Genomic DNA, 23,118 nt, shown 5'->3' on the forward strand with positions numbered 1-23,118 from the left:
GACCGGTATTTCCACAGTTTTCTTTTAGGCTGTGGCAGTAAATGACGGCGATAGCGCGGAATACAAATGCGGAGGAGGATATTTCTATGGCAAGGGAAATCACAATACCGGCTGCCGGTAAGCCTTTTAAAAACAACGCCACCTTCTGCGTGGGAAGCGGAAGATTAGGACTGGCACTGCAGAAGGAATACATAGACCATTTGAAAATTGTCCAGGAACGCATCCATTTTAAATATATCCGCGGGCACGGGCTGTTCTGCGATGATGTGGGAATATACCGCGAAACCGAAGAGGACGGGAAGCACGTCGCCTACTATAATTTTACATACCTTGACCGCATTATAGATTCTTTTCTTGAACACGATATAAGACCGTTTCTTGAATTGGGATTTATGCCTGAAAAGCTGAAATCCGGGGAACAGACAATATTCTACTGGAAAGGAAATACCACGCCCCCTGTTTCGTATGAAAAATGGGCCGAACTTGTGGAAACTACGTTAGCCCATCTTATCGACAGGTATGGAGCGGAAGAGGTTATAACATGGCCGGTTGAAGTCTGGAATGAACCCAATATAGCTTTTTGGGCGGGAACAATGGAAGAGTATTTCAAACTGTATGAGTATTCCGCAAAAGCGGTGAAAAGGGTTGATCCCCGAATAAAAGTCGGCGGGCCGGTGATATGTGGTATAGAAACCGAAAAATGGCTGCGTGCCTTTTTTGAGCATTGCATAGAAAATAATTTGCCTCTGGATTTCGTAAGCCGGCATTGTTATACTGTGGGAAAGCCGGTGCGCAAGGGGCAGTTTATTTATCATGAAATATTCAGTCCAACGTATATGATAGAGGAATTAAAGGAAACAAGAAAAATAATGGCCGATTATCCGCAGATTGCTAATCTGCCGCTGCATATAACCGAATTTAACAGTTCTTACGTTCCTGTATGCCCGGTGCATGACACAACTTTCCAGGCTGCATATATTGCGAGGATTCTCAGTGAGGCCGGTGAATATGCCGATTCCTATTCTTACTGGACATTCAGTGATGTTTTTGAGGAATATGACGTTCCAAGATCGGCGTTTCACGGAGGTTTTGGCCTTGTGGCGCTGAATTCAATTAAAAAACCGGTATTTCATACTTTTGAATTTTTTGCCAATGCGGGCAAGGAACTGCTTTACCGCGATGAGAATCTGATTGTTACAAGGGATGACAAAAGATATGTTATAATAGGCTGGAACTACCATGACACAAGAAAGGGTGAGCCGGGCCCGGATAAAGAGTATGTACTCTCAATTCCCTCCATCGGGCAGCAGGCAATACTGATTAAAAAGCAGGTGGGAGGGAATTATGCCAATCCGCTGCAGACATGGAGCAATCTGGGAAAGCCACGGACGCTGAATAAGGAACAAAGAAAAATACTGATGGCGGCGTCTGAACCGCTTCAGACAGATGTGAAACTGTTTGACGAAAAGGGTTTTTATAAAGTGAAACTGACCATTCAGTGCAATCATCTGTATATGCTGGAAATTCTGCCTGTTAAGGATTTTACCGATACATATGACGGTTTTGAACCGGATGAATTTTTTGGACTTGAATAAAAATAAAAAATCAGTCTCTGGTATACACGACCGAGAGGGGACTTGTTCTGGCAAAGGACGCGTTCCCTTTTTTTCTGTAATTACTTGGTGAAGTTTTGCAATATTTATTGAAAGCTCTGTTGAACTGGGAAAAACTTGAAAAACCGCATTGAGTGGCAATGTCGGTTATTTTTTTGTCTGTGAACAGAAGAAGCTGTTGGGCGTTTCTTATCCTTGTCATCTGAATGTAATCGGTCAGGGAAAAACCTGTAACTTCCTTGAATAAATGGGACAAATAATACTTGCTGAGGAAAAACTTGTTTGCAAGTACGCTGAGGGATAAATCCTCATTATAGTGATTGTGAATATATGCGGTGATTGAATAAATTTTTGAAGCAGGAGTATTAAGGGTTTCAGGCATATAAATGTTTTCATTCCGGTGATTGTATATTGTGCATAAAAGATCTATGAACCTGCAGTGAATGGATAAATCCCGAACGGGGTTTTCGGATTTGGATATTATAAAAATGTCGTTCAGAGTATCTATAATTTTATCCTTGTTATTCTGCTCAAAACGGTAAATGGGCAAAGGCGCTTCAAAAATACTCAGCAGTTCGTTTAAATTATCCTGCAATATCCCTGTCTGCGCAGGTATGTTGAACTGGATTATCAGCCTTTTTTTCGGCGGACCTTTCGGATACTCGGATTTGTGAAGGCTATAAGGTTTCAGGCATACAAAATCCAAAAATTCAATTCTGTAAAGGTTACCTTCGATTATGTGGTTGGCATGATCATCGAGTAAAACGTGTATTTCGTAAAAATTATGAAAATGCTGGAATTCCATATTTATATCGTAGTACCTTTCATCATAATCAAAGAAATAGTAAAGGCTTTCAGTAGGTTTACCTATTTCGACAAGGTACCCTTTTTCATATATAAGTTTATTGTTCAGAAGCATGAAGAATCACCCGGACGGTCTTTTGTTATAAATATATCACCGTATAGCAAAATATGCAACATATCATGAAAGACAAAAGCAATTATTGCATAGATAATTTGCTTAAAAATTGTTAAATTAATCTTAGCAAGTTTGTGATATATGACAAAGATATTCCGATTTTTATCCAGTACATGCTAAAAATATACAAAAAATTAAAATATTCTACTTTATTGTTTATTTTGCTTTCACTTTATTGTTTATTTTGCGATTTCAACGAAAGGGTTATATGCTATGCAGGAAAAAAAAGAAACCTTTGACAATTCAATTGATATCAAATCCATTCAAGACAAGCTGGCTAAAGTTATCGACAAATCAAGGGAAACATTGTATGACGACGATGAAATCTTTATTAAAAACATGCAGAGCAAAAACCTGGCAGGAGACGACATTAACAGGTACCGGCACTGGGAGTGGCCTCAGGGCGTAAGCTTGTTTGGTTTCTGGAAATTGTTTGAAGCAACAAAGGACAAAAAATACCTCGACATTATCACTAATTATTATGACCTGCAGTTCCAAATAGGACTGCCTTCAAAAAACATCAATACAACAGCCCCGATGCTCACGATGATATTTCTGTATGAGTATACAAATAGCGATAAATACGGAGATTTATGCGTTGAATGGGCCGACTGGCTGGTAAAACACTTACCCAGGACGAGGGAGGACGGTTTTCAGCATCTTACGTCGGACACACTGAATAACGGAGAACTTTGGGTTGATACGTTATTCATGTCGGTTCTGTTTCTTGCGAAAACCGGTGCCGTAATGAAGCGTGAAGATTGGGTTGAAGAAGCCAAATACCAGTTTTTAATCCATTCAAAGTATCTGACCGATCGTAAAACGGGATTATGGTTCCACGGCTGGACTTTCGACGGAAATCATAATTTCACCGAGGCGTTATGGGGAAGGGGAAACTGCTGGATAACAATATCCATTCCGGAATTTCTGTCAATAGTCAGGTGCGAAGCCGGAGTTAAGAAATATTTGGTGCAGTTGCTCACACGCCAGGTTGAGGCTCTGGAAAAATATCAGGATAAAGACGGTATGTGGCACACCGTTATCAATGATCCGACATCATATCTTGAAGCCAGTGCAACCTGCGGTTTTGGCTATGGAATTTTAAAAGCGGTGGACAGCGGACTGATAAGTGCACGTTTTAAAAATTGTGCAGTTAAAGCCATAAACCCCGTACTGGATTGTATTGATGATGAAGGTTATGTGAATAAGGTTTCTTATGGCACAAGCATGGGCAGAGACAGCATTGAACACTATAAAAATATTGAAATCAGACGCATGCCTTACGGGCAGGCGATGGCAATGCTGTTTTTGCAGGAAGCGCTGAAAAGCGTTTCAAAGAAATAATTGACGGCACGGCTGAACGGCCATGTTTATACAATTTTTCACCATATGAATTTAATGGGGGTAAAAGGAGGTTTGTATTATGAAAAAACGAGTATTAGCTGTACTGCTGGTTGCGGTCATGATGGTCGGATTGCTGCCGGGGTGCGGTCAGAACTCGAACAATTCATCAACAGCAAAACCAACAGAAGCGGCTCAAACTTCTGCGTCCAACGGTTCAGTGAAGGCTACTCCTACTCCGGTACCTGACAGCAAAACAGGAAGTACGGCAGCATTTACCGAAGCTCCGGAACTGAAGGCAAGAGTTGAATCCGGCGAGTTGCCGCCTGTTGAAAAACGCCTTCCCGATCCATCAGATGTGATGGTAGAGACCATGGAAAGCATAGGAACTTATGGCGAAGCCTTTACTTTCACTTTTAACGGTAAAAATGCTCAATGGTTCTATGGAAAAATAACCGAAGAGCCTTTGTTCAGGTTCAAAACCGACGGTACAATTGAGCCAAATGTGGCGAAAGGATATGACGTTAATGAGAATGCCACCGAATATACTATTTACCTGAGAAAAGGCATGAAATGGTCCGACGGTATGCCGTTCACCGCTGATGACGTACTTTTCTTCTATTACGAGATGTGTATTCCTGAGACCTTTGGAAAGAGCTTGTGGGACTGCTTCAAAGTAAAGGATGAAAACGGCAATGAAACAATTGCTGAATTCGAGAAAGTTGACGATTATACGTTTAAGGTAAAATTCCAGGCGCCGAAACCCACTTTCCTTGAGGAACTTGCAATTAACGGCAAATGGTGTTTTGCACCGGCACACTGGTATAAGCAGATACTTCCGAAGTTTATAGGAGAAGCGGAAGCCGAGAAGAAAGCTAAGGAAATGGGTTATTCCGATGTCGCCGCAATGGGTAAGGAAACAGGTTATTATTACTGGAATGTTCCCGGAAGACCCACCCTCCGTCCGTGGGTTGTGTTCGAGAACAGACCCAACAACGACTGCGACGGCGACTATTTCGTAATGGAAAGGAACCCGTATTACTGGAAGGTTGATGAAAAAGGCCAGCAGCTTCCGTATATAAACGAACTAAGATTTATAAAAATACAGGATCCTGAGCAGGGGTTGCTAAAAATTCTGGACGGAACGGTTGACGTAGCAGCAGTGAGCTATGCTGATTACGATGTTTTGTATGAAAACATGGAAAGAGGAGGATATGAGTTTGTTGAATGGGCATCTGTTTCTTGGGCAGATACTGTTTCACAACTTCATCTGAATCAGACCGTGAAAGATGAAAAGAAGAGGGCTCTGTTCCAGAATCCTGATTTCAGACAGGCTCTGTCCATTGCAGTGGATCGTGAGGAGTATGCCGAGATTCTTTCGGAAGGTTTTGCTCAAGGAAGACAGGCCGCTCCTGCAGAAGGTGCGATGGGTTACAGCGAAGAATGGGCTAATAAGTGGACCGAATACAATCCTGAAAAAGCTAAGCAGTTGCTTGAATCCTGCGGTCTTGTTATGGGATCCGACGGATATTATGATTTTGCCGATGGTACCGACTTTGTTCTGAACATTCAGGCAATGACCGATGCCAATGCAGATGCCTCTGCGGAGCTGCTGATGAAATATTTCAAGGAAGTGGGTATTAAGACAACTTATAAAACGATGGATCGTTCAGTACTTGAAAACATGTTGGCCAGCAATGACCATGAGGCGGTTCTTGCACCGGTTACACCTGCATCCACATTCAGTATCATTCTGAGACCCGATACCGTTGTACCTGTAAGAAATTATGCGGCGTGGTACGGCGCAGTCGGTAACTGGGTCGCATCCAACGGCAAGGAAGGAGTAGAGCCGACAGGCGATCTGAAGAAACTCTGCGAACTCTATCAGCAGATGAGATCTGCCATTACTGCAGAGGAGAAAGAAAGGATTGCGCTTGAAATGCTGAAACTCCATGAAAAGAATATCTGGATTATCGGCTACATGGAGGCCCTGCCTACTCTTATCATAAAAGACAAAAAAATAAAGAATTTCCCTGAAAACTCAATTTTCTGTGACGAGTTCAGGGATTTCGGAATTGCTCACTTCCAGTGCTTGTATTATGGAGACTAAATAAAGAAAAGGCTGGAGGCCGTTTACCGGCCTTCAGCCTGATATCAGAAATGGGATGGATGTGGAGACATGAGAAACTATATATTTAGACGTGTTCTAATGTTTGTTCCTACAGTTCTGTTACTGTCAATTATTGTTTTCTTTATTATTCAGTTACCGCCCGGTGATTATATCACCAGTTACGTTTCCAGAATGTCTGCAGAGGGTGAAATTTTCACCAGCGAAGATATAGCAAAACTGAGGCAGCAGTACGGACTGGATAAGCCATGGTACGTACAGTATTTTATGTGGATGAAGAATATAATTACTAAAGGCGATTTCGGCTATTCCTTTGCGTACAACAGACCGGTGTGGACGGTTATCATGTCCAGATTGCCGCTGACTGTTATAATCACCCTGATTATTATGATTTTTACGTACCTGGTTTCACTGCCAATCGGAATCTACAGTGCACTTCACCAGTATTCGGTGGGAGATTTTGTATTCACCGCGTTTGGTTTTCTTGGTATTGCCACGCCTAATTTCCTTCTGGCAATCATATTAATGTATATATCTTTCAAATGGACAGGCGACCCGCTGCTTGGGTTATTTTCAGAAGAAATTCTAAGAGAGGGTCTGAATATCAATAATTTGGGTTCATTTCTGAGACACATGATTATCCCCATAATAGTAATAGGGACCGACAGCACATGTGGTGTGATACGTACGGTAAGAGCCCAGATGCTTGATGAAATTACAAGGCAGTATGTGTTGACCGCACGGGCCAAAGGTGTAAGCGAAAGAACAATTATATACAAATACTGCCTCAGAGCGGCATTAAACCCTGTAGTCAGCGGACTTGCCGGATCCCTTTCAAAACTTTTCTCGGGTTCGACGATATCGGCCATTGTTATGAATATGGCTATTTTGGGGCCGGTGCTTTATGAGGCGTTAAAGACTCAGGATATGTATCTGGCGGGAACCATTCTTCTGACCCAGGGATTTCTGGTAGTGCTCGGAACATTATTGTCAGATATTGTGCTGGCATGGCTTGACCCGAGAATCAGGTACGCGGAGAGGAGTAACTGAAATGACTTTGGAAGATGTCAAGGGCAAAAAAATGACTAAGGAAGAGGAATATTATCTTGCTTCTCAGTGGACGTTAATGAGGAGGAAGTTTAAAAAACATAAACTGGCCACGGTAAGTCTGTGGGTACTGGGCTTTATGTATTTTGTGGCTTTGTTCGGCAATTTCATAGCCCCGTATGATCTGGTTTCCTATAACTCGAAAATTGTTAACGCTCCTCCGACAAAAGTACATTTGTTTCATGAAGGCAAATACATAGGGCCGTTTGTATACGGCATTAAAATGGAACGGGATCCTGTAACGAAAAGAAAGATATATACCGAAAACACCGATGAAATATACAGGATAAAGTGGTTTACACACGGAAGCGAATATAAGCTGTTCGGAATAATAAAAACTGATATTCATCTGTTCGGTGTCGAAAAAGGCGGAGTAATACTGTTAATGGGAGCCGATTCAATGGGACGGGATCTGTTTTCCCGAATGATTTTGGGAAGTCAGGTCTCGCTTACGGTACCTTTTGCAGGTACGATAATAAGTTTTGTGTTGGGAATAATAATCGGCGGAATTGCGGGATATTTCGGCGGAGCAGTGGACACGGTGATTTCAAGGGTTATTGAAGTTCTGTCGTCACTTCCGACAATTCCTCTGTGGATGGCGTTATCGGCGGCAATACCGCCTGATATACCTATCGTCAGAGTGTACCTTTATATAACGATAATTGTTTCATTTATTTCGTGGACCGGTCTGGCAAGAATTGTACGCGGAAAATTCATATCATTGCGTGAGGAGGATTATATACTGGCTGCAAAAGTCGCCGGAGTAAGCAACTGGAAAATTATTACAAGACACCTTATTCCCGGTTTCATGAGTTACCTTATAGTTAGTCTTACAATGAGCATACCGGGAATGATCATCGGTGAAACATCGATGAGCTTTCTGGGCCTTGGTATCCGTTCTCCGGCAACAAGCTGGGGTGTTTTGCTGCAGGAAGCGCAGGATATAACCAGTATAGCAATGCATCCTTGGAAACTTATACCGTTGTTTGCCGTAATTATTACGGTGCTGGCCTTTAACTTCATCGGTGACGGGTTACGGGATGCGGCAGATCCATACAAATAAAGGTTTGGAGGCAATTATGGACGCAAAAGAAACTATTATCCGGGTAAATAATCTCCATATAAATATAAAAACCGAAGAAGGTATCTTGACTGCAGTACGTGGCGTTTCTTTTCACATTGACAAAGGAGAGACGCTGGGACTGGTCGGGGAGTCGGGATGCGGGAAATCGCTTACATGTAAAGCCATATTGGCTCTAAATGATCAGAAATGTTCCACCACCGGCGAGATTCTTTTCAATTCCGGCGAAAGAGTTGTTGATATCCTTAAAATGTCGCCAAAGGGGCCCGAAATACGCGATATTCGTGGAAAACAGATATCGATGATTTTTCAGGAGCCTATGGTTTGCTTTTCCCCGCTGTATACAATCGGCAGTCAGATTAATGAATGTACGAGGCTTCATATAACAAAAGACAAAAAGAAGTCAAGGGAAATTACAATAGACATGATGAAAAAAGTAGGAATAGCCAATGCTGAAAAAAGATATGACCAGTATCCCCATGAATTTTCAGGCGGAATGCTTCAGCGTGCTTTAATAGCGATGGCTCTGGTTTGCAGACCCAAGCTTCTGATAGCCGATGAACCTACGACGGCACTCGACGTTACTATTCAGGCGCAGATCCTGGAACTTATAAAGGAACTTCAGAAAGATCTCAAAATGTCGGTTCTTTTCGTAACCCATGACCTTGGCACTGTTGCAAAAATGTGCGACAGGGTTGCGGTCATGTACCTTGGAAAAATTGTGGAAACAGGCCCTGTTGAGGAGATATATTTCAATCCGAAGCACCCCTACACAAAAGGTTTGATTGGTTCGGTACATAAAATCGGTTCAAAGAGAAAAGAACGGCTGGATTCAATCGAAGGCACCGTTCCGCTGGCATTGAATCTGCCGCCCGGCTGCGGTTTTTACGAACGTTGCCATTGCCGGATAGACGGGGTCTGCAATGTGAGAGAGCCCGAAACTATCGAGGTTGGGCCGGGACATACCGTCAGCTGCCATGCTGTATAACGGAATACCTGTGAGGAGGGGCGTAATATTGAGCGAATATATACTTGAAGTAAAAAATTTATATAAGGAATATACGTCGAAAAACATAACTGTCAAGGCGGTAACCGATATAAGTTTCAGCATTAAAAAAGGCGAAACCGTCGGAATAGTAGGGGAATCGGGATGCGGAAAAACAACGCTGGGAAGGTGCATAGTGCGTGCCATACCTGCCACAAGCGGTCAGGTATTATATACGGCCGAAGACGGTATAACATACGATTTTCTGAGTATTGACAAAAAGAAACTGAAAGAATTGCGCAAGGATATACAAATGATATTCCAGGATCCGTATTCCTCGCTGGATCCCCGCATGACCGTTCTGAATATAATCACCGAACCGCTGAAAGCCAATTTCCCTAAAATGAAAAAAAGTGAAATGGAGCAGCGGGCCACTGAAATAGCTGAAAAGGTCGGTTTGAATCCCAGTTATCTGAGACGTTATCCTCATGCCTTTTCGGGTGGTCAGCGGCAGAGGATAGGAATTGCAAGGGCTTTGGTTATAAATCCGAGGATTGTGGTATGCGACGAACCGGTAAGCGCACTTGACGTATCCATACAGGCGCAGGTTATAAACCTCTTAAAGGATCTGCAGAGGGAATTCGGTCTTACATACATTTTTATCAGCCATGATTTGTCGGTGGTTGAATATATCTCGGATAAAGTAGGGGTAATGTATCTTGGAAAAATGGTTGAGTTTGCAGAAACCGAAACCCTGTTCTCAAGACCCATGCACCCGTATACCGAGGCGTTGTTGTCTTCGGTTCCGGTAGCCGATCCAACATATAAGATGAACAGAATTCCGCTAAAAGGCGAAATACCCAACCCGGCCAATCCGCCAAGCGGCTGTTATTTCCATGAAAGGTGCAGTTACTGCAAAGACATTTGCAAAAAAGAACCGCCAGAATACCGCGAAATAGAAAAAGACCACTTTGTTGCGTGCCACAGGGTGGAAGAACTGAAACTGAGAGGTTTTTCATATGATGAACAGAGAGCAATCTAAAAAACTTGTGATTTTCATAGACAGTGGTGATACAATAATTGACGAATCAACTGAAATACGGGATGAAAACGGCATTGTGATCCATGCCGAACCGATAGAAGGTGCCGCCGAAACGCTGAAGGCACTCTATGAAGCCGGTTATACCATTGCACTGGTGGCCGACGGCGAATACCAGTCCTTTGAAAACGTCTATACCCAAAACGGTCTGAAACACTGTTTTAAAACATGGACCGTTTCGGAAATTGTGGGCAAGCAGAAACCTGCGGCCGTCATGTTTGAGGATGCAATGAAAAAAAACAGTTTAACCGAAGAAGACAAAAAAAGAATTGTAATGATTGGAAACAATTTAAAAAAGGATATAGTCGGGGCAAACAGGTTTGGTATAACGTCCATCCTTATGGCATGGTCCCCGCGGTATAACATGCAGCCTTCTTCACCCGAGGAAACGCCTGATTATATTGTTCATAAGCCGTCGGAATTGCTGCCGCTGATTGAGGAGTTAAACAGCCGGCTGGATGAATAACAAGCATAAGTAGTAAATTAGAATCAAGCGGTATCCTCCGGTGTGATGGGAGGATGCTTGCTTGATTGACAAAAATATGGGAAGTTGTAAAATAAAATGCCGTAATATATAGAAAACTCATGGTAATCCATTGTAAAATGTTTAATAGCCAAAGAAAAACATTAGCAAAGGAGTACCATGAGTTATATATGAATAATAACACAGAAACAAGAAAAAACAAACACCTAAATGAAAGAGAAAGATACGCCATAGAGTTGTACCTAAAAGAAAAGTATACAGTAAGAGACTTGTCAAGAATTTTGTGTCTGCTCGAAGTAACGTAATTGGAAAATTTGCTGTATTTCATAAATATGGGACGGATCTGATTCAGAACTGTATTGATTTAAAACTTTTTCAATAGCTATCTTTTTAACTGTTTCAAAATAAGTATTTTTATCCATAATCATAACTCCCCCTTGTGATTTAATTATATAATAGACACCATTTTATTTTTACTCCCGGTACCAAAGCATTATCAGGGAATGGTAGTATTTAATGAAAAAGTATCATCTAAACCAAGTTTTACGAGAGGATTATTTATAAGTTATTCTGGATATACAAAAGACGCATTAGAAACTTTTGCTGATGGTAGAACAGTACGTATTGTTCTTATGACGGTACAAGAGTTGGCCATATTACTTTCTTAAAAAAAGAGTTTTATAGATTTCATATGGAATAAAGTTATGGCTTTAGCAGAAGAAGAAAAAATTTAATAAGTTAATTTATGAAATGAAGTTATAAGTGGATACTTACACTAAAACGTTATTTAATATCAAACATAAATATTTGTTTTCTATATTTAGTTGTATTATTGCAACGGATTTACCAAATTTTTCACGGCATTTAATATTGCAATTTATATGCAATTTATATCTATGAAATTTTACTTGATCTTTTTTTATTTATATTGTAATATAAAAGAGCATCGGGGTGTGGCTCAGGTGGTAGAGCGCTTGGTTCGGGACCAAGAGGCCGCTGGTTCGAGTCCAGTCACTCCGACCAAAACCACTCTTCTTTATGAGAGTGGTTTTTTATATATAAAAGTTTAATCATTGTTCAATTATAAGCATGACAAAATTAAAAAATTAATAAAAGGTGGCACCTAATCAGCATTAAGCAGGAGTGTTTTATCCGCTCCTGCTTTTCATATCTCAACTTTTAAATATTATCATAGCTATTATGCTTTCCGCATCTCGACCGGGAAGGAATTCTTCAAACTCTCCGATAACTTCGTAAATCATTTTTCCATCATTTTATTCGGGTTGTACGGCCAGTCATTAAACTCGGTTGAAGATACCTAATTGCCCTCCCATCTATATGCTGAGTGCGCAGTAATGATGTTGGATTTAAGCAAATTGTTGCCCCTGGCACAATATGCTTATGTATGTGCCAGGGGAATTAGCCTTTTTATGCATATTTTACGGGTTTTAAATTTACCTATAAGGAATTGAAACCATTGCCGGCAAGTTTCATAACGGCGATTGTTTTAAGTTCTAAGTTTACATATAGAAGTTGAAACTCTGGAAATTCTTTCTTTTCTGATTATTGATTTAGGTCTAACTAAAAAGGACTGAAATGTCGATGAAAGTTAAAGGATGTAGTCTGTGTACATAAAGTTTGTAGCCTACCCATAAGGAATTGAAACCCAACTTTTCCGACGCACAACTCTTTGTCTATTGTTTTAAGCCTACCTATAAGGCATTTTTACGTTCTGTTTTTTCATACAAAATTTTCCTAACAAAAAAGATTGGGAATGCAGTTTTTGCCATATGGCAGAACATGAATATTGAAAAAATAAAATTAACTGTCAAAAAAACGCCTTAACTTAATAAAGCCTTTATAAATGCATTTTCATTTGACAAAATGCATCGGCAATGGTTAATTGTAAGAATTTAATTGTTCCTTTGATTTGAAAAACGGGTGGTGTATGGCCCGGACATTTCCCGCCATTGGAAAAAGTATTAAAATTTGATTCGGCTTAATGACTGGTAATATACTATGATGGGCATTTAAAAAAACATGGTAAAAAGTTTTTTATATGGGTATACAATACTTGGTTTAAATTATAAAACGCTGCTTTTGCAGGACGCCGAAAATTATAATGCTTGAAGGATGATTTGTTCGATAAATTAAATGTATACTGAATTGTCATCACGGAAAATAACGGAAAATAAGCGGTGGAATTGTACAGGAAGAACAGGAAAAAAGATATGCCGAAGCTGCGGAAACAGTTCACAGAATGAAAAGCAGTACAGGGAGCAAAGGGGCAAATCGTTGTTCGAAAGGGCTGCAGCTTTACAGAAAGCGCTTTTGGAAGAAGACAAAAAAGAGACAGGGAAACTTTACGCAATGTTTTCAGATTTATTCGGAAAGCTGATTGATATATTAAGTTATTTGGATATTGGGTAGCTTTGAGCTTGGGGGGTTTTTTTACAATGCGGGTTAAAATTTTGGTCGCTGAAGATTCGACGGTTGAAAGAACAATAATAAAGGATATGCTCAGCGACTATCAGGTTTTGACGGCTTGTGACGGCGTGGAAGCGATGCATGTGCTTAACGAACACAATGACGTTGACATTCTTATACTTGATCTTAATATGCCAAGAATGGATGGTTTTCAGGTACTTGAGGCTTTGAGGTGCGACCGGCGTTTTAAAAATCTGCGGACGATAATTCTTACAAATTACGATGAGCTGGAAAATGAAATCAGAGGTCTAAGACTTGGTGCCGTTGACTTTATCCGCAAGCCAATCCATATGCATTCGCTGAAAGCAAGGATAGACGTACATGTTACACTGTTGCGTGCACAACAGGCTCTGGAACAGAGACTGGATGAACAAACCCTTACATTTGACATGATTTTTACACAGGCACCCATCGGAATTGCCATTTCCCATGAGCTGAAAGGACACGATAAGCCCGTCATAAAGGTTAACCCGATGTTCGAGCAGATTGTGGGGAGAACAGAGGAAGAAATAAATATTATCGGGTGGGAAAAGATAACCCATCCCGATGATCTGGGGGAAGACGCGGAAAACCTCAAAAAGCTCAGGGCTGGTGAAATTGGAATGTATTGCATGGACAAGCGCTATATAAGGCCTGACGGCTCGGTGGTCTGGGTACATATGATTGTAGCTCCGCTTATTCTGCCGGAAGATCGGATTTTCGGTCATATCTGTCTGGTACAGGATATTACTGACAGAAAAATATTTGAAGAAGCCCTGCATGAAAGTGAGCGCAGCAAATCGGTGTTTCTTTCCCATTTACCTGGACTTGCATACAGATGCAATTATGATCGTGAATGGACAATGCAGTTTGTTTCTGACGGATGTTATGCCCTTACCGGCTATCGTCCGGAAAGCCTTCTGAATAACAGGGAACTTTCATTTAAAGACATTATTTCCCCCGAATACCGGGAAGCTTTGTGGAATAAATGGAAGGAAGTCCTTGCCCAAAGACAGCAGTTTAAATACGAATACGAGATTATAACCGCAACGGGTGAAAGAAAATGGGTTTTGGAACTGGGCCAGGGGATTTTCAACGACAACGGTGAAGTTGAAGCCCTGGAAGGAATTATTCTTGACATATCGGATCGAAAGGCAGTGGAAGATGCGTTAAAATATAATAACGAGCATGACAGAACCACAGGATTGTATAACCGGGAGTACTTAATTTCATTACTTGAAAATGATTTGAAGAAAAAGAAAGACATAAAAAAGGCGCTTATTGGCGTAAATCTTACAGCTGTTCAGTTATTGACGGTAAAATACGGGTTTAATTATACTCAAAGTCTGATAAAAAAGGCTGCTGCGGTTTTAAGCGCGCTTTGTTCCGAAAACAGGCAACTGTTCCATGTCCGTGAAAACCGGTTTGTTTTTTACATAGTGGGATATAGTGATAAAAACGAGCTTGTTGAATTTGGCAATGCCGTGGCGGAGACTTTGGAGTCACTGTTTATAACCGACAGAATAAATGGCGGTATAGGAATTGTTGAAATTGATCAGCATCAAAGCGAAATCAATGCAGAACTGCTTATGAGAAGGATGCTACTCGCCACTGATAGATCCATAAATCTGTATGATAATGATTATGTGATATGTTTTTATGATGATGAACTGGAGTCGATGGTTAACCGTGAAATAGAGATTGAAAGGGCGCTTTTTGCAATAGCAAACGATACCGGTACAAAAGACGAGTTGTTTTTACATTATCAGCCTATTCTTGATTTAAAAAGCGGCTCCATTTGCGATTTTGAGGCATTGTGCAGATTAAAGACCGAAAAGCTTGGACTTGTTTCCCCGGCGGAGTTTATCCCGGTTGCCGAAAAAACAAAACTCATAATCCCGATAGGTGAAAAAGTTATTATAAATGCTTTTAAGTTTTTGAGCAGGCTTAACGAAAACGGCTATGGAAACATTTCGGTTTCAGTCAATATTTCGGTTATCCAGCTTCTGAAACCTGAGTTTACCGACAGGCTGCTTGAATTAATAGCCAAAATGAACGTAAATCCGGGAAATATATGCCTTGAAATTACCGAATCGGTTTTCTCTTCCGATTTTGCGCGTATAAACAAAGCTATTAACAAACTGAGAACGGCGGGAATTCACATTGCAATAGATGATTTCGGAACAGGTTATTCCTCCCTTGCCAGGGAAAAGGAACTCAACGTGGACAGCCTGAAAATAGACAAATATTTTATTGATAATTTGCTGGATGCCAATCCGGACAAGGTTATAACCAGCGATATTATCTCCATGTCCCATAAGCTGGGGCATTGTACAGTAGCCGAGGGCGTAGAGCATGACATACAACTGCATTATTTAATGGAACACGACTGCGACAGAGTTCAGGGATACCTGATAAGCAAACCCCTTGATGAAAACAACGCTATTGAGTTTTTGAAAAATTACAGTGCATAGATACCGGATTTAAGTTGTTTACATACTGAATGCCGCCCGTTGCAGCGGCTATTCAGTTTTTTTGTTTTATTCCGTAACTGTTCAGAGTGGATAATCTGCCGTCCTGAACGGTTTTTGCATCGTGCGAAATATGTTGATCGGTGATGACAAAAAGAATATATAATAGAAGTATACAGCTTAAAATGTGTATTTTACAGGAAGACAGGGATTTAGCTTATGAATTTGTACGGCAGATATTTCAAAAAATACTGGTTTCCTTTCCTGACAGCCGTTTTTTGTGTTGCATGTGAGGCGGTGTGCGATCTGCTTGCCCCAACGCTTATGTCAAACGTAATTAATATGGGGATTGCTCAAAGCCAGATTTCCCAGGTTTATTACTGGGGAAGCCGTATGCTGCTGGTAACGTTTTTAGGCGCGTGTTTTGCAGTTACAAGAAACATTCTGGCCAGTATGGTATCCCAGCGCATGGGAGCAGATTTAAGATATGATTTGTTTGAAAAGATAATATATTTTTCAGAACGAAGTGTTGACAAAATTGAAAGCGGATCGCTTATTACCCGTATGACCAATGATACATCTCAAATAGTACAGTTTGTTAACGGTATTATGCGGATTTTTATGAAAGCGCCGATAACTTGCGCAGGCAGCATAGTTCTTGCAAGCATGCTCAACTTCAGGCTGAGCCTTATTGTATACTGTGTTGTTGCGATAGTTGCCGCTCTCATTATTGTCAGTATGAAGCTCAGCTATCCACGGTATTCTGTATTTCAGAAAGCAATGGACAAGGTAAATTCGGTTGTCCAGGAATACCTCATAGGAGTGCGCCTGGTAAAAGCCTTTGGCACTTACGAAGAAGAAAGTGAGAAGTTTGAAAATGCCAATTCAAATCTTATGAAAAGCGGGATATCGGCTCAAATGATTATTACGCTGATATCGCCCGTAATTACCTTCACGGTCGGTATCGGAACGGTTACTGTAATTTATGCCGGAAGCAGGCTGTTTGCGGTAAATCTTGCAAACCCGGGCGATATTACGGCATTTACCGTTTATATGTCGCAAATGCTGACGTCCTTGATAATGATTACGAATATATTTAATACCTTTGTAAGGACAAAGGCTTCCACCGCCCGTATTAAGGAAGTATTTGAATGTGACGGGGATTTCACCGGCGGTGAGGAAAAAGAATTAAACGGGGATATTGAATTTGAAAATGTCACTTTTGCGTATCCAAACGGCAGTGGAGTACCGGCGCTGAAAAATTTATCGTTTTCGGTTAAAAGCGGTGAAACCCTTGCAATTATCGGACCTACGGGAAGCGGCAAATCCACTTTGGCATGGCTGCTTTTGAGGTTCTACGACGTGAACGGCGGAAGAATTCTGATTAACGGATGCGACATCAGAGAACTGGATGTTGAGCTGTTACGCAAAAATATAGCGATTGTACCCCAGAAACCTATGCTTTTTTCAGGTACAGTTGCCGAAAACATCAGGTGGGGAAACAGGGAAGCCACCGATGAAATGGTGAGAAAAGCAGCGAAGACGGCACTGGCCGATGATTTTGTCAGCAGGATGAAGGACGGCTATGAAAGCCTTTTGGGGAGCGGAGGAGTGAATCTCTCAGGCGGACAGAAGCAGCGTGTATCCATAGCCAGGGCGATACTTAAGAACTCCCCGGTGCTTATACTGGATGACGCCACCAGCGCACTGGATGCGGTAACCGAAGCAAAAGTGCGTGAAAATCTGATGAACAGGGACCGTACTCAGACCGTGATAATCATAACCCAGCGTTGCAGCACAGCCATGTATGCAGACCGGATTCTTGTTCTGGATAACGGCGAAAAAGTGGGTTACGGCACACATGAGCAACTGATGAAGGAATGCGAAGTATATCGGGATATATACAGAACGCAAATAGAAAGCAGCAGGGGGGGCGCAGTGAATGGGACAGAATATTTCAAGACCTGAAACAAAGATGCCGTCGTTTGGCGCGATGAGGCCTGGCGGCGGGCCCAGCCGTTTTGCACCCGGAGCGAAACCTAAAAATGCAAAGGGAACTATGACGCGTATCATAAAAATATATATGCGATGGGGGAAATCCATTTTTCTGGCTATGTTCCTTACTGCAGTTTCATCGTTAATTTCAGTCACGATTCCGTATTTTACCGGAAAGACCTTTGATGCCTTTGAGCTTGCAGCCAGAACTGTGGACACAGGAATGCTCGTGAAATATTTGCTGATAATCGTGGCTTTACACGCAATAAATTGGCTCATTTCAGCTTTCAGCGGAGTGATTATACTCAAAGTCTCGCAAAAACTTGTTTACACTGTGCGAAAAGAAGTTTTCGAAAAAATGCAGAAGCTTCCGTTGGAATTTTACGACACGCGTTCCCATGGCGACACGATGAGCCGGATTACAAATGACGTGGACAATATCAGTTCTACCATTGCCCAGACAACAACACAGTTAATATCAAGTATTCTGACCCTTATAGGTTCCCTTGTGGTAATGGTACGAATGAACATACCGCTGACTCTTGTTGTTCTGTTATGTATTCCCCTTGTAACCGCTCTTACGCGGTTAATTGCATCCAGAAGCCGTGCATATTTTCTCGAACAGCAACGCAATCTCGGTGCGCTTAACGGGATCATTGAGGAAAACATCCTTGGCCTGAAAATGGTAAAGGCTTTCGGAAAACAGAAGGATGTTCTAAAGAAGTTCAGGGAAGTCAATGAAAAGTTGAATGAAAGCAGTACAAAGGCTCATATATGGTCTGGATATATGATGCCCCTTCTGAACGTCATTAATAACCTTGTTTTCACCGCTACCGCGATAACAGGAGGAATACTTGCGGTGAATTATAACCTTCCTGTCAGCACCGTGGTGAGTTTCCTGAGTTATTCAAAGCAATTTGCCCATCCTCTTAATTCCATTGCAGGCATGTTTAATACAATACAGTCTGCTCTGGCGGGCGCGGAACGGGTTTTTGAGATTCTGGACAGTGAGGAGGAAGCGGCTGACCCGGAAGGTGCTGCTGATCTGGAGCATCCGAAAGGACATGTGGTGTTTGATAATGTGAGTTTTTCTTACAATAAAACAACTCCTGTATTGAGAAACATAAATTTCAGCGTAAAGGCGGGAGAAGTGATTGCGCTTGTCGGCGAAACAGGCGCGGGAAAAACAACTATTGTGAATCTCCTGATGCGTTTTTATGATCCGGATGACGGAAGGATACTGATTGATAATAAGCCGATAACCGGCATCAAACGAAACAGTCTCAGAAAATGCTTTTCGGTAGTGCTTCAGGACACATGCCTTTTTACCGGTACCATTATGGACAATATTCGCTATGCCAGAAAGGACGCAACCGATGAAGAGGTAATCAGGGCTGCCAAAATAGCCCGAGCCCATGACTTTATTAGCAGATTGCCTAACGGGTATAATACTATGGTTTCGGGTGCCACTGACAATTTAAGCCAGGGCCAGCGCCAGCTTATTGCAATTGCCCGCGCGGTGCTGTGCGACAGCCCTATATTAATACTGGACGAAGCAACCAGCAGCGTTGATACGAAAACCGAGAAAGACATCCAGCGGGCCTTGGTTAACTTGATGAAAAACCGCACATGCTTTTTGATAGCTCACCGTCTGTCCACAATAAGGGATGCCGATCATATTCTTGTTATCAGTGACGGAAGAATAGTGGAGAGCGGCAACCATGAAAGCCTTATGAACCAAAGAGGACAATATTATAAAATGGTAATAAGCCAGATGGGCATTAACAGTCCGCTGTATAAAGACGTTTGTAAATCGGAGCTGTGAAGGGACAATGAACAGGACGGCTTTTACCACAGGAGGATTGCGATGGTGGTTGATGAAAAACGGAACATTTTAGTGGTTGACGATGATGAAGATTTATGTAAATTACTTAAAGACTATCTGGAAAAACAGTCTTACAATGTGGATATTAAAAACAATGGAGTGGACGCATTGCTAAGTGTTTTAAAAAGAGAGTATGCCTTAATAGTTCTGGATATAATGATGCCTTTGCTTGACGGGCTTGACACGCTGAAAAAGATTCGGGAAACCAGTTCTGTGCCTGTTTTGATGCTTACGGCAAAAGCCGAAACCGAAGACAAGGTTAAAGGGCTGAATACAGGTGCGGACGATTACGGCGCCCGTGTTAACTCGCTTATCCGCCGGGCCACCGAATTTAATGCTGCGGGCGGAACTAAAAAGGGTATTTACGTTTTTGATAATTTGGAAATCGACGATATTCAGAAAAAAGTATTTTTAAACAGCAACGAAGTTAAGTTAAATCCAAAGGAATATCAGGTACTCCTATATCTGGCACAAAACGCCGGAAGGGTTTTTACTAAAAAACAGATATATGAGGCGGTATGGGAAGAACCTTATGAGTACGATGACAGCAATATTATGTCGGTTATAAGCAGATTGCGTTCCAAAATAGAATCCGTTTCAGGCGGGGAAAAGCATAAGTTTATTGAAACGGTGAAAGGAATGGGGTACCGTTTTGTTTCAGGTGGTAAAAAATGATTGAAACCGCTGTTATGATTGTGCTGGTTTGCGCCTGTATTTATTTGCTGTATAAGTATAAACAGTTGAAAGGCTCCGTTATGCGGGTGAGCAGGGAATTGGCGGAGATGGGTGAAGAAGAGTCTACAAGAAGAAAAATTTTAATCAGAAGGAATGCCCCTTTTTCTGAAATTGTATTTTCCATAAACGCAATTATTGATAAAAAAAACACCGAAATAGAAAAGCTGAAATTATCTGAAAAAGCCCACAGAAGTTTGTTGACGAATTTGGCCCATGACCTCAGGACGCCGCTTACGACACTTATAGGATATCTGGAAGCAATGGACATGGATCTGAACAGGGAAAAAAACGCAGAATATTTACAGACAGCCCTGAGCAAAGCAAAACAGTTAAAGGATAATGTCAACCAGATTTTTGAATGGGCAAAGTTGTATTCAAACACCGATGAGTTAAACCTGAAAAGAACGGATTTGTCGGAGTATACCAGAATGGTTCTTATAGACTGGGTCCCCATTTTTGAGAAAAGAAATATTAATTATGATATTGACATCCCGGATTCCAGACTGGACGGGTATATTGATGAAATAAGCTATCAGACTGTTATAAACAATCTCATTAAGAACATAATTGAGCACGCCGACGCAAAGAATGTAAAGGTGCGGCTGACGGGTGAAGAAGAAAAAATAAAACTGGAAATATCTGATGACGGTGTGGGTATAGATCCGGGTTTAAAGGAAAAGATATTTGAAGAGTTTTTCAAAGTCTCGGGGGCACGGGGCGGCACAGGAAGCGGTTTGGGCCTGTCCATAGTCAGGCTCCTTGTTGAAAAGCAGAAAGGAAATATTCTGGTAGACACCGGAAAAAACAAAGGCACCAGTTTTAAAATTACTTTTCCGCGGGTTGAATAGGTTTTTGGCCAAAAACCTCGACAAGATTTCGAGGTTTTTTTCATGCTTTTTTCAAGGCAGATACAAGGTTGTTGCAAGACTTATTGTTTATAATGGTTTCGAAAATAACAAAGAAGGAAGGATGGTTGTCTTATATGGGGGATTTTATAATAGAAACTAAAGGGCTGACAAAAAAATACGGAGAGCAGTATGCGGTTAAGAATGTGAACATGCATGTAAAAAAGAATACCATATACGGTTTATTGGGAAGGAACGGAGCCGGAAAAACAACCGTCATGAAAATGCTGCTTGGTATTGTAAAGCCCACATCGGGAGAAATCAGGATCTTTGGTAAAGATATAAAAAACAATGAAAGGGAAATTCTCCCGCGAATCGGAAATTTAATTGAAAGACCCGGATTTTATCCGAACTTGACCGGCACGGAAAATCTGAAAATATTTGCAGAGCTCAGGGGAATTCCGCAGAAAGACGCAGTTGAAAAAGCTTTGGATTTGGTATCCCTCCCTTATAAGGAAAAAAAACTTTTCGGTGAGTATTCGTTAGGAATGAAACAAAGGTTGGGAATAGCTCTGGCGATAATGCATGATCCGGAACTGCTCATTCTGGATGAACCTATAAACGGTCTGGATCCCATTGGAATTGCGGAGATGAGAAAACTGCTGAGGGATTTGTGTGATAAAAAGGGAAAAACAATTATAATATCCAGCCATATTTTGTCTGAAATTGAGATGATATCGGACGATATAGGCATTATTGACAACGGCGTGCTTATCGAAGAGGCGTCAATTTCAGACTTGAAAAATAAAAACAGGAAAAGCATCGGATTTTGCGTATCGGATACAAACAGGGCGGCGGCTCTGCTTGAAGACGAATTCGGTATTAGAAACTATGGAGTAAGTTCCGAAGATAAAATTTTTGTCTATGATTTTTCCTGCGACGTATCCACGCTGATTAAGGCGTTTGTCAAAAACGACATTGACGTTTATGATGCTCATGTTTACGAGAACAGCCTGGAAGATTATTTTAAAAAGATTACCGGGGGTGTTGGAATTGCTTAGCCTGATAAAATGTGAGTTTGTCAAACTTAAGAGAAGAAAGATAATTTATGCCGTTTTTCTTTCGGCAATGCTTTTTCCCGCGGGATTGTCGCTGCTGTTAAAAATGCCCCGGTTTGCCGGAAGGTATGGCAGTCCGGCCGAACTTTATGATGAACTTTATATTAGTTCTGTAGGATTTGGCATACAGTTTTTATTGCCTGTTGTACTCGGTATACTTTCATCGGTATTGTTTTTCACTGAACGGGATAATGACACTTTTAAAGCGCTGCGAACCGTTCCCGTTACCAGCAGGCAGCTTGTGCTGGCCAAAATCGGGGTGCTCATGATAAGCAGTGTTCTTTATGCGTTTGTCACACATTTAACAATAGCAATATTTGGGAGTATGTTTTTTACTTACAATGACTGTCCGGGTTACGCTCTTTTAACACTTTGTAACGGCATATTCATAGCCATGGGTACTCTGCCGCTGGTTATTCTGAATGTAACGGTCGCAAGGACGTATGTTTTCTCAGTTCTTTTAACGATATTTTACACCGTTATAAGTTTTTTTATCATTCCATTATATCCGGTTGTTCCCAAAATTGTATATCAAATTGTACCAATTACGACAACTACCTTCTGGACGGCGGGAATTCTTGGTAAAATCGGAAAGGTTAATCTGGAACTGTATGGAGCTGAATTAAGGGATGCAATCCCTTCAACGTTAAATATGTGTATTTATATGGCCATAGTCGGGACGGTATCGGCAATAGTTATGGTAAAGTTGTATGAAAGGTGGGAAAACTGATGCTTCACACTAATTGCCTATGTATTATCAACTTTCGGCGGTTTAACCCCGGAACT

The 23,118-nt window shown here is 41.4% G+C and carries 17 protein-coding genes, 1 tRNA gene and 1 pseudogene; 18 read left to right on the plus strand and 1 reads right to left on the minus strand.

The window, feature by feature from the left end:
• Nucleotides 1-86: 86 nt before the first annotated feature.
• Nucleotides 87-1,595: a GH39 family glycosyl hydrolase gene (locus CST_RS04190; protein ID WP_015358581.1), complete on the plus strand. Its 1,509-nt coding sequence runs from the start codon at nucleotides 87-89 to the stop codon at nucleotides 1,593-1,595.
• 10 nt (nucleotides 1,596-1,605) lie between these two features.
• On the opposite strand, the gene CST_RS04195 is transcribed toward CST_RS04190, so the two are convergent.
• On the minus strand, nucleotides 1,606-2,532 hold the full coding sequence (locus CST_RS04195; protein ID WP_015358582.1) for an AraC family transcriptional regulator: 927 nt from the start codon (nucleotides 2,530-2,532) through the stop codon (nucleotides 1,606-1,608).
• Between the two features lie 273 nt (nucleotides 2,533-2,805).
• On the opposite strand from CST_RS04195, the gene bglB reads away from it, so the two are divergent.
• From bglB to CST_RS04275, 17 genes and pseudogenes are all read left to right on the plus strand, one after another.
• Nucleotides 2,806-3,936 carry a beta-galactosidase BglB gene (gene bglB / locus CST_RS04200; RefSeq protein WP_015358583.1) on the plus strand — a complete coding sequence of 377 codons (1,131 nt, stop codon included), beginning with the start codon at nucleotides 2,806-2,808 and terminating at the stop codon, nucleotides 3,934-3,936.
• Nucleotides 3,937-4,015: 79 nt separating this feature from the next.
• Complete coding sequence (locus tag CST_RS04205) at nucleotides 4,016-6,043, plus strand: ABC transporter substrate-binding protein (protein WP_015358584.1); 2,028 nt, start codon at nucleotides 4,016-4,018, stop codon at nucleotides 6,041-6,043.
• Between the two features lie 69 nt (nucleotides 6,044-6,112).
• On the plus strand, nucleotides 6,113-7,111 hold the full coding sequence (locus CST_RS04210; RefSeq protein WP_015358585.1) for an ABC transporter permease: 999 nt from the start codon (nucleotides 6,113-6,115) through the stop codon (nucleotides 7,109-7,111).
• 1 nt (nucleotide 7,112) lies between these two features.
• The gene (locus CST_RS04215; protein ID WP_015358586.1) at nucleotides 7,113-8,231 is read left to right on the plus strand and encodes an ABC transporter permease; all 1,119 of its coding nucleotides are present in this window, start codon (nucleotides 7,113-7,115) and stop codon (nucleotides 8,229-8,231) included.
• 16 nt (nucleotides 8,232-8,247) lie between these two features.
• Nucleotides 8,248-9,237 (plus strand): ABC transporter ATP-binding protein, encoded by a 990-nt coding sequence (locus CST_RS04220; RefSeq protein ID WP_015484933.1) that lies wholly within the window; start codon nucleotides 8,248-8,250, stop codon nucleotides 9,235-9,237.
• 28 nt (nucleotides 9,238-9,265) lie between these two features.
• Complete coding sequence (locus tag CST_RS04225; RefSeq protein ID WP_015358588.1) at nucleotides 9,266-10,276, plus strand: ABC transporter ATP-binding protein; 1,011 nt, start codon at nucleotides 9,266-9,268, stop codon at nucleotides 10,274-10,276.
• Entirely contained in the window at nucleotides 10,254-10,799 is a 546-nt protein-coding gene (locus CST_RS04230) for an HAD family hydrolase (RefSeq protein WP_015358589.1), read from the plus strand. Before CST_RS04225 ends, CST_RS04230 begins: the two co-directional genes overlap by 23 nt.
• 119 nt (nucleotides 10,800-10,918) lie before the next feature.
• A pseudogene (locus CST_RS13375) lies at nucleotides 10,919-11,101 on the plus strand (IS30-like element ISCth2 family transposase); the annotation flags it as partial.
• A gap of 663 nt (nucleotides 11,102-11,764) precedes the next feature.
• A tRNA-Pro gene (locus CST_RS04235) sits at nucleotides 11,765-11,840 on the plus strand.
• Nucleotides 11,841-12,971: 1,131 nt separating this feature from the next.
• Nucleotides 12,972-13,247, plus strand: a complete 276-nt coding sequence (locus CST_RS13500) for a hypothetical protein (protein WP_015358591.1) — start codon at nucleotides 12,972-12,974, stop codon at nucleotides 13,245-13,247.
• A gap of 26 nt (nucleotides 13,248-13,273) precedes the next feature.
• On the plus strand, nucleotides 13,274-15,757 hold the full coding sequence (locus CST_RS04245; RefSeq protein WP_015358592.1) for an EAL domain-containing protein: 2,484 nt from the start codon (nucleotides 13,274-13,276) through the stop codon (nucleotides 15,755-15,757).
• A 216-nt stretch (nucleotides 15,758-15,973) separates the two neighbouring features.
• Entirely contained in the window at nucleotides 15,974-17,722 is a 1,749-nt protein-coding gene (locus CST_RS04250) for an ABC transporter ATP-binding protein (protein ID WP_015358593.1), read from the plus strand.
• Nucleotides 17,697-19,574, plus strand: coding sequence for an ABC transporter ATP-binding protein (locus CST_RS04255; RefSeq protein ID WP_015358594.1), 1,878 nt, complete (start codon nucleotides 17,697-17,699; stop codon nucleotides 19,572-19,574). Before CST_RS04250 ends, CST_RS04255 begins: the two co-directional genes overlap by 26 nt.
• Before the next feature lie 42 nt (nucleotides 19,575-19,616).
• Nucleotides 19,617-20,309: a response regulator transcription factor gene (locus CST_RS04260; protein WP_015358595.1), complete on the plus strand. Its 693-nt coding sequence runs from the start codon at nucleotides 19,617-19,619 to the stop codon at nucleotides 20,307-20,309.
• The gene (locus CST_RS04265; protein WP_015358596.1) at nucleotides 20,306-21,217 is read left to right on the plus strand and encodes a sensor histidine kinase; all 912 of its coding nucleotides are present in this window, start codon (nucleotides 20,306-20,308) and stop codon (nucleotides 21,215-21,217) included. Before CST_RS04260 ends, CST_RS04265 begins: the two co-directional genes overlap by 4 nt.
• Before the next feature lie 134 nt (nucleotides 21,218-21,351).
• Nucleotides 21,352-22,275 (plus strand): ABC transporter ATP-binding protein, encoded by a 924-nt coding sequence (locus CST_RS04270; RefSeq protein ID WP_015358597.1) that lies wholly within the window; start codon nucleotides 21,352-21,354, stop codon nucleotides 22,273-22,275.
• A complete protein-coding gene (locus CST_RS04275; protein WP_237266373.1) occupies nucleotides 22,259-23,062 on the plus strand; it encodes an ABC transporter permease in 804 nt (267 codons plus the stop codon). The genes CST_RS04270 and CST_RS04275 overlap by 17 nt, the downstream gene beginning before the upstream one ends.
• Nucleotides 23,063-23,118: the final 56 nt, after the last annotated feature.

It is taken from the genome of Thermoclostridium stercorarium subsp. stercorarium DSM 8532, assembly GCF_000331995.1.
GTDB lineage: Bacteria > Bacillota > Clostridia > DSM-8532 > DSM-8532 > Thermoclostridium > Thermoclostridium stercorarium.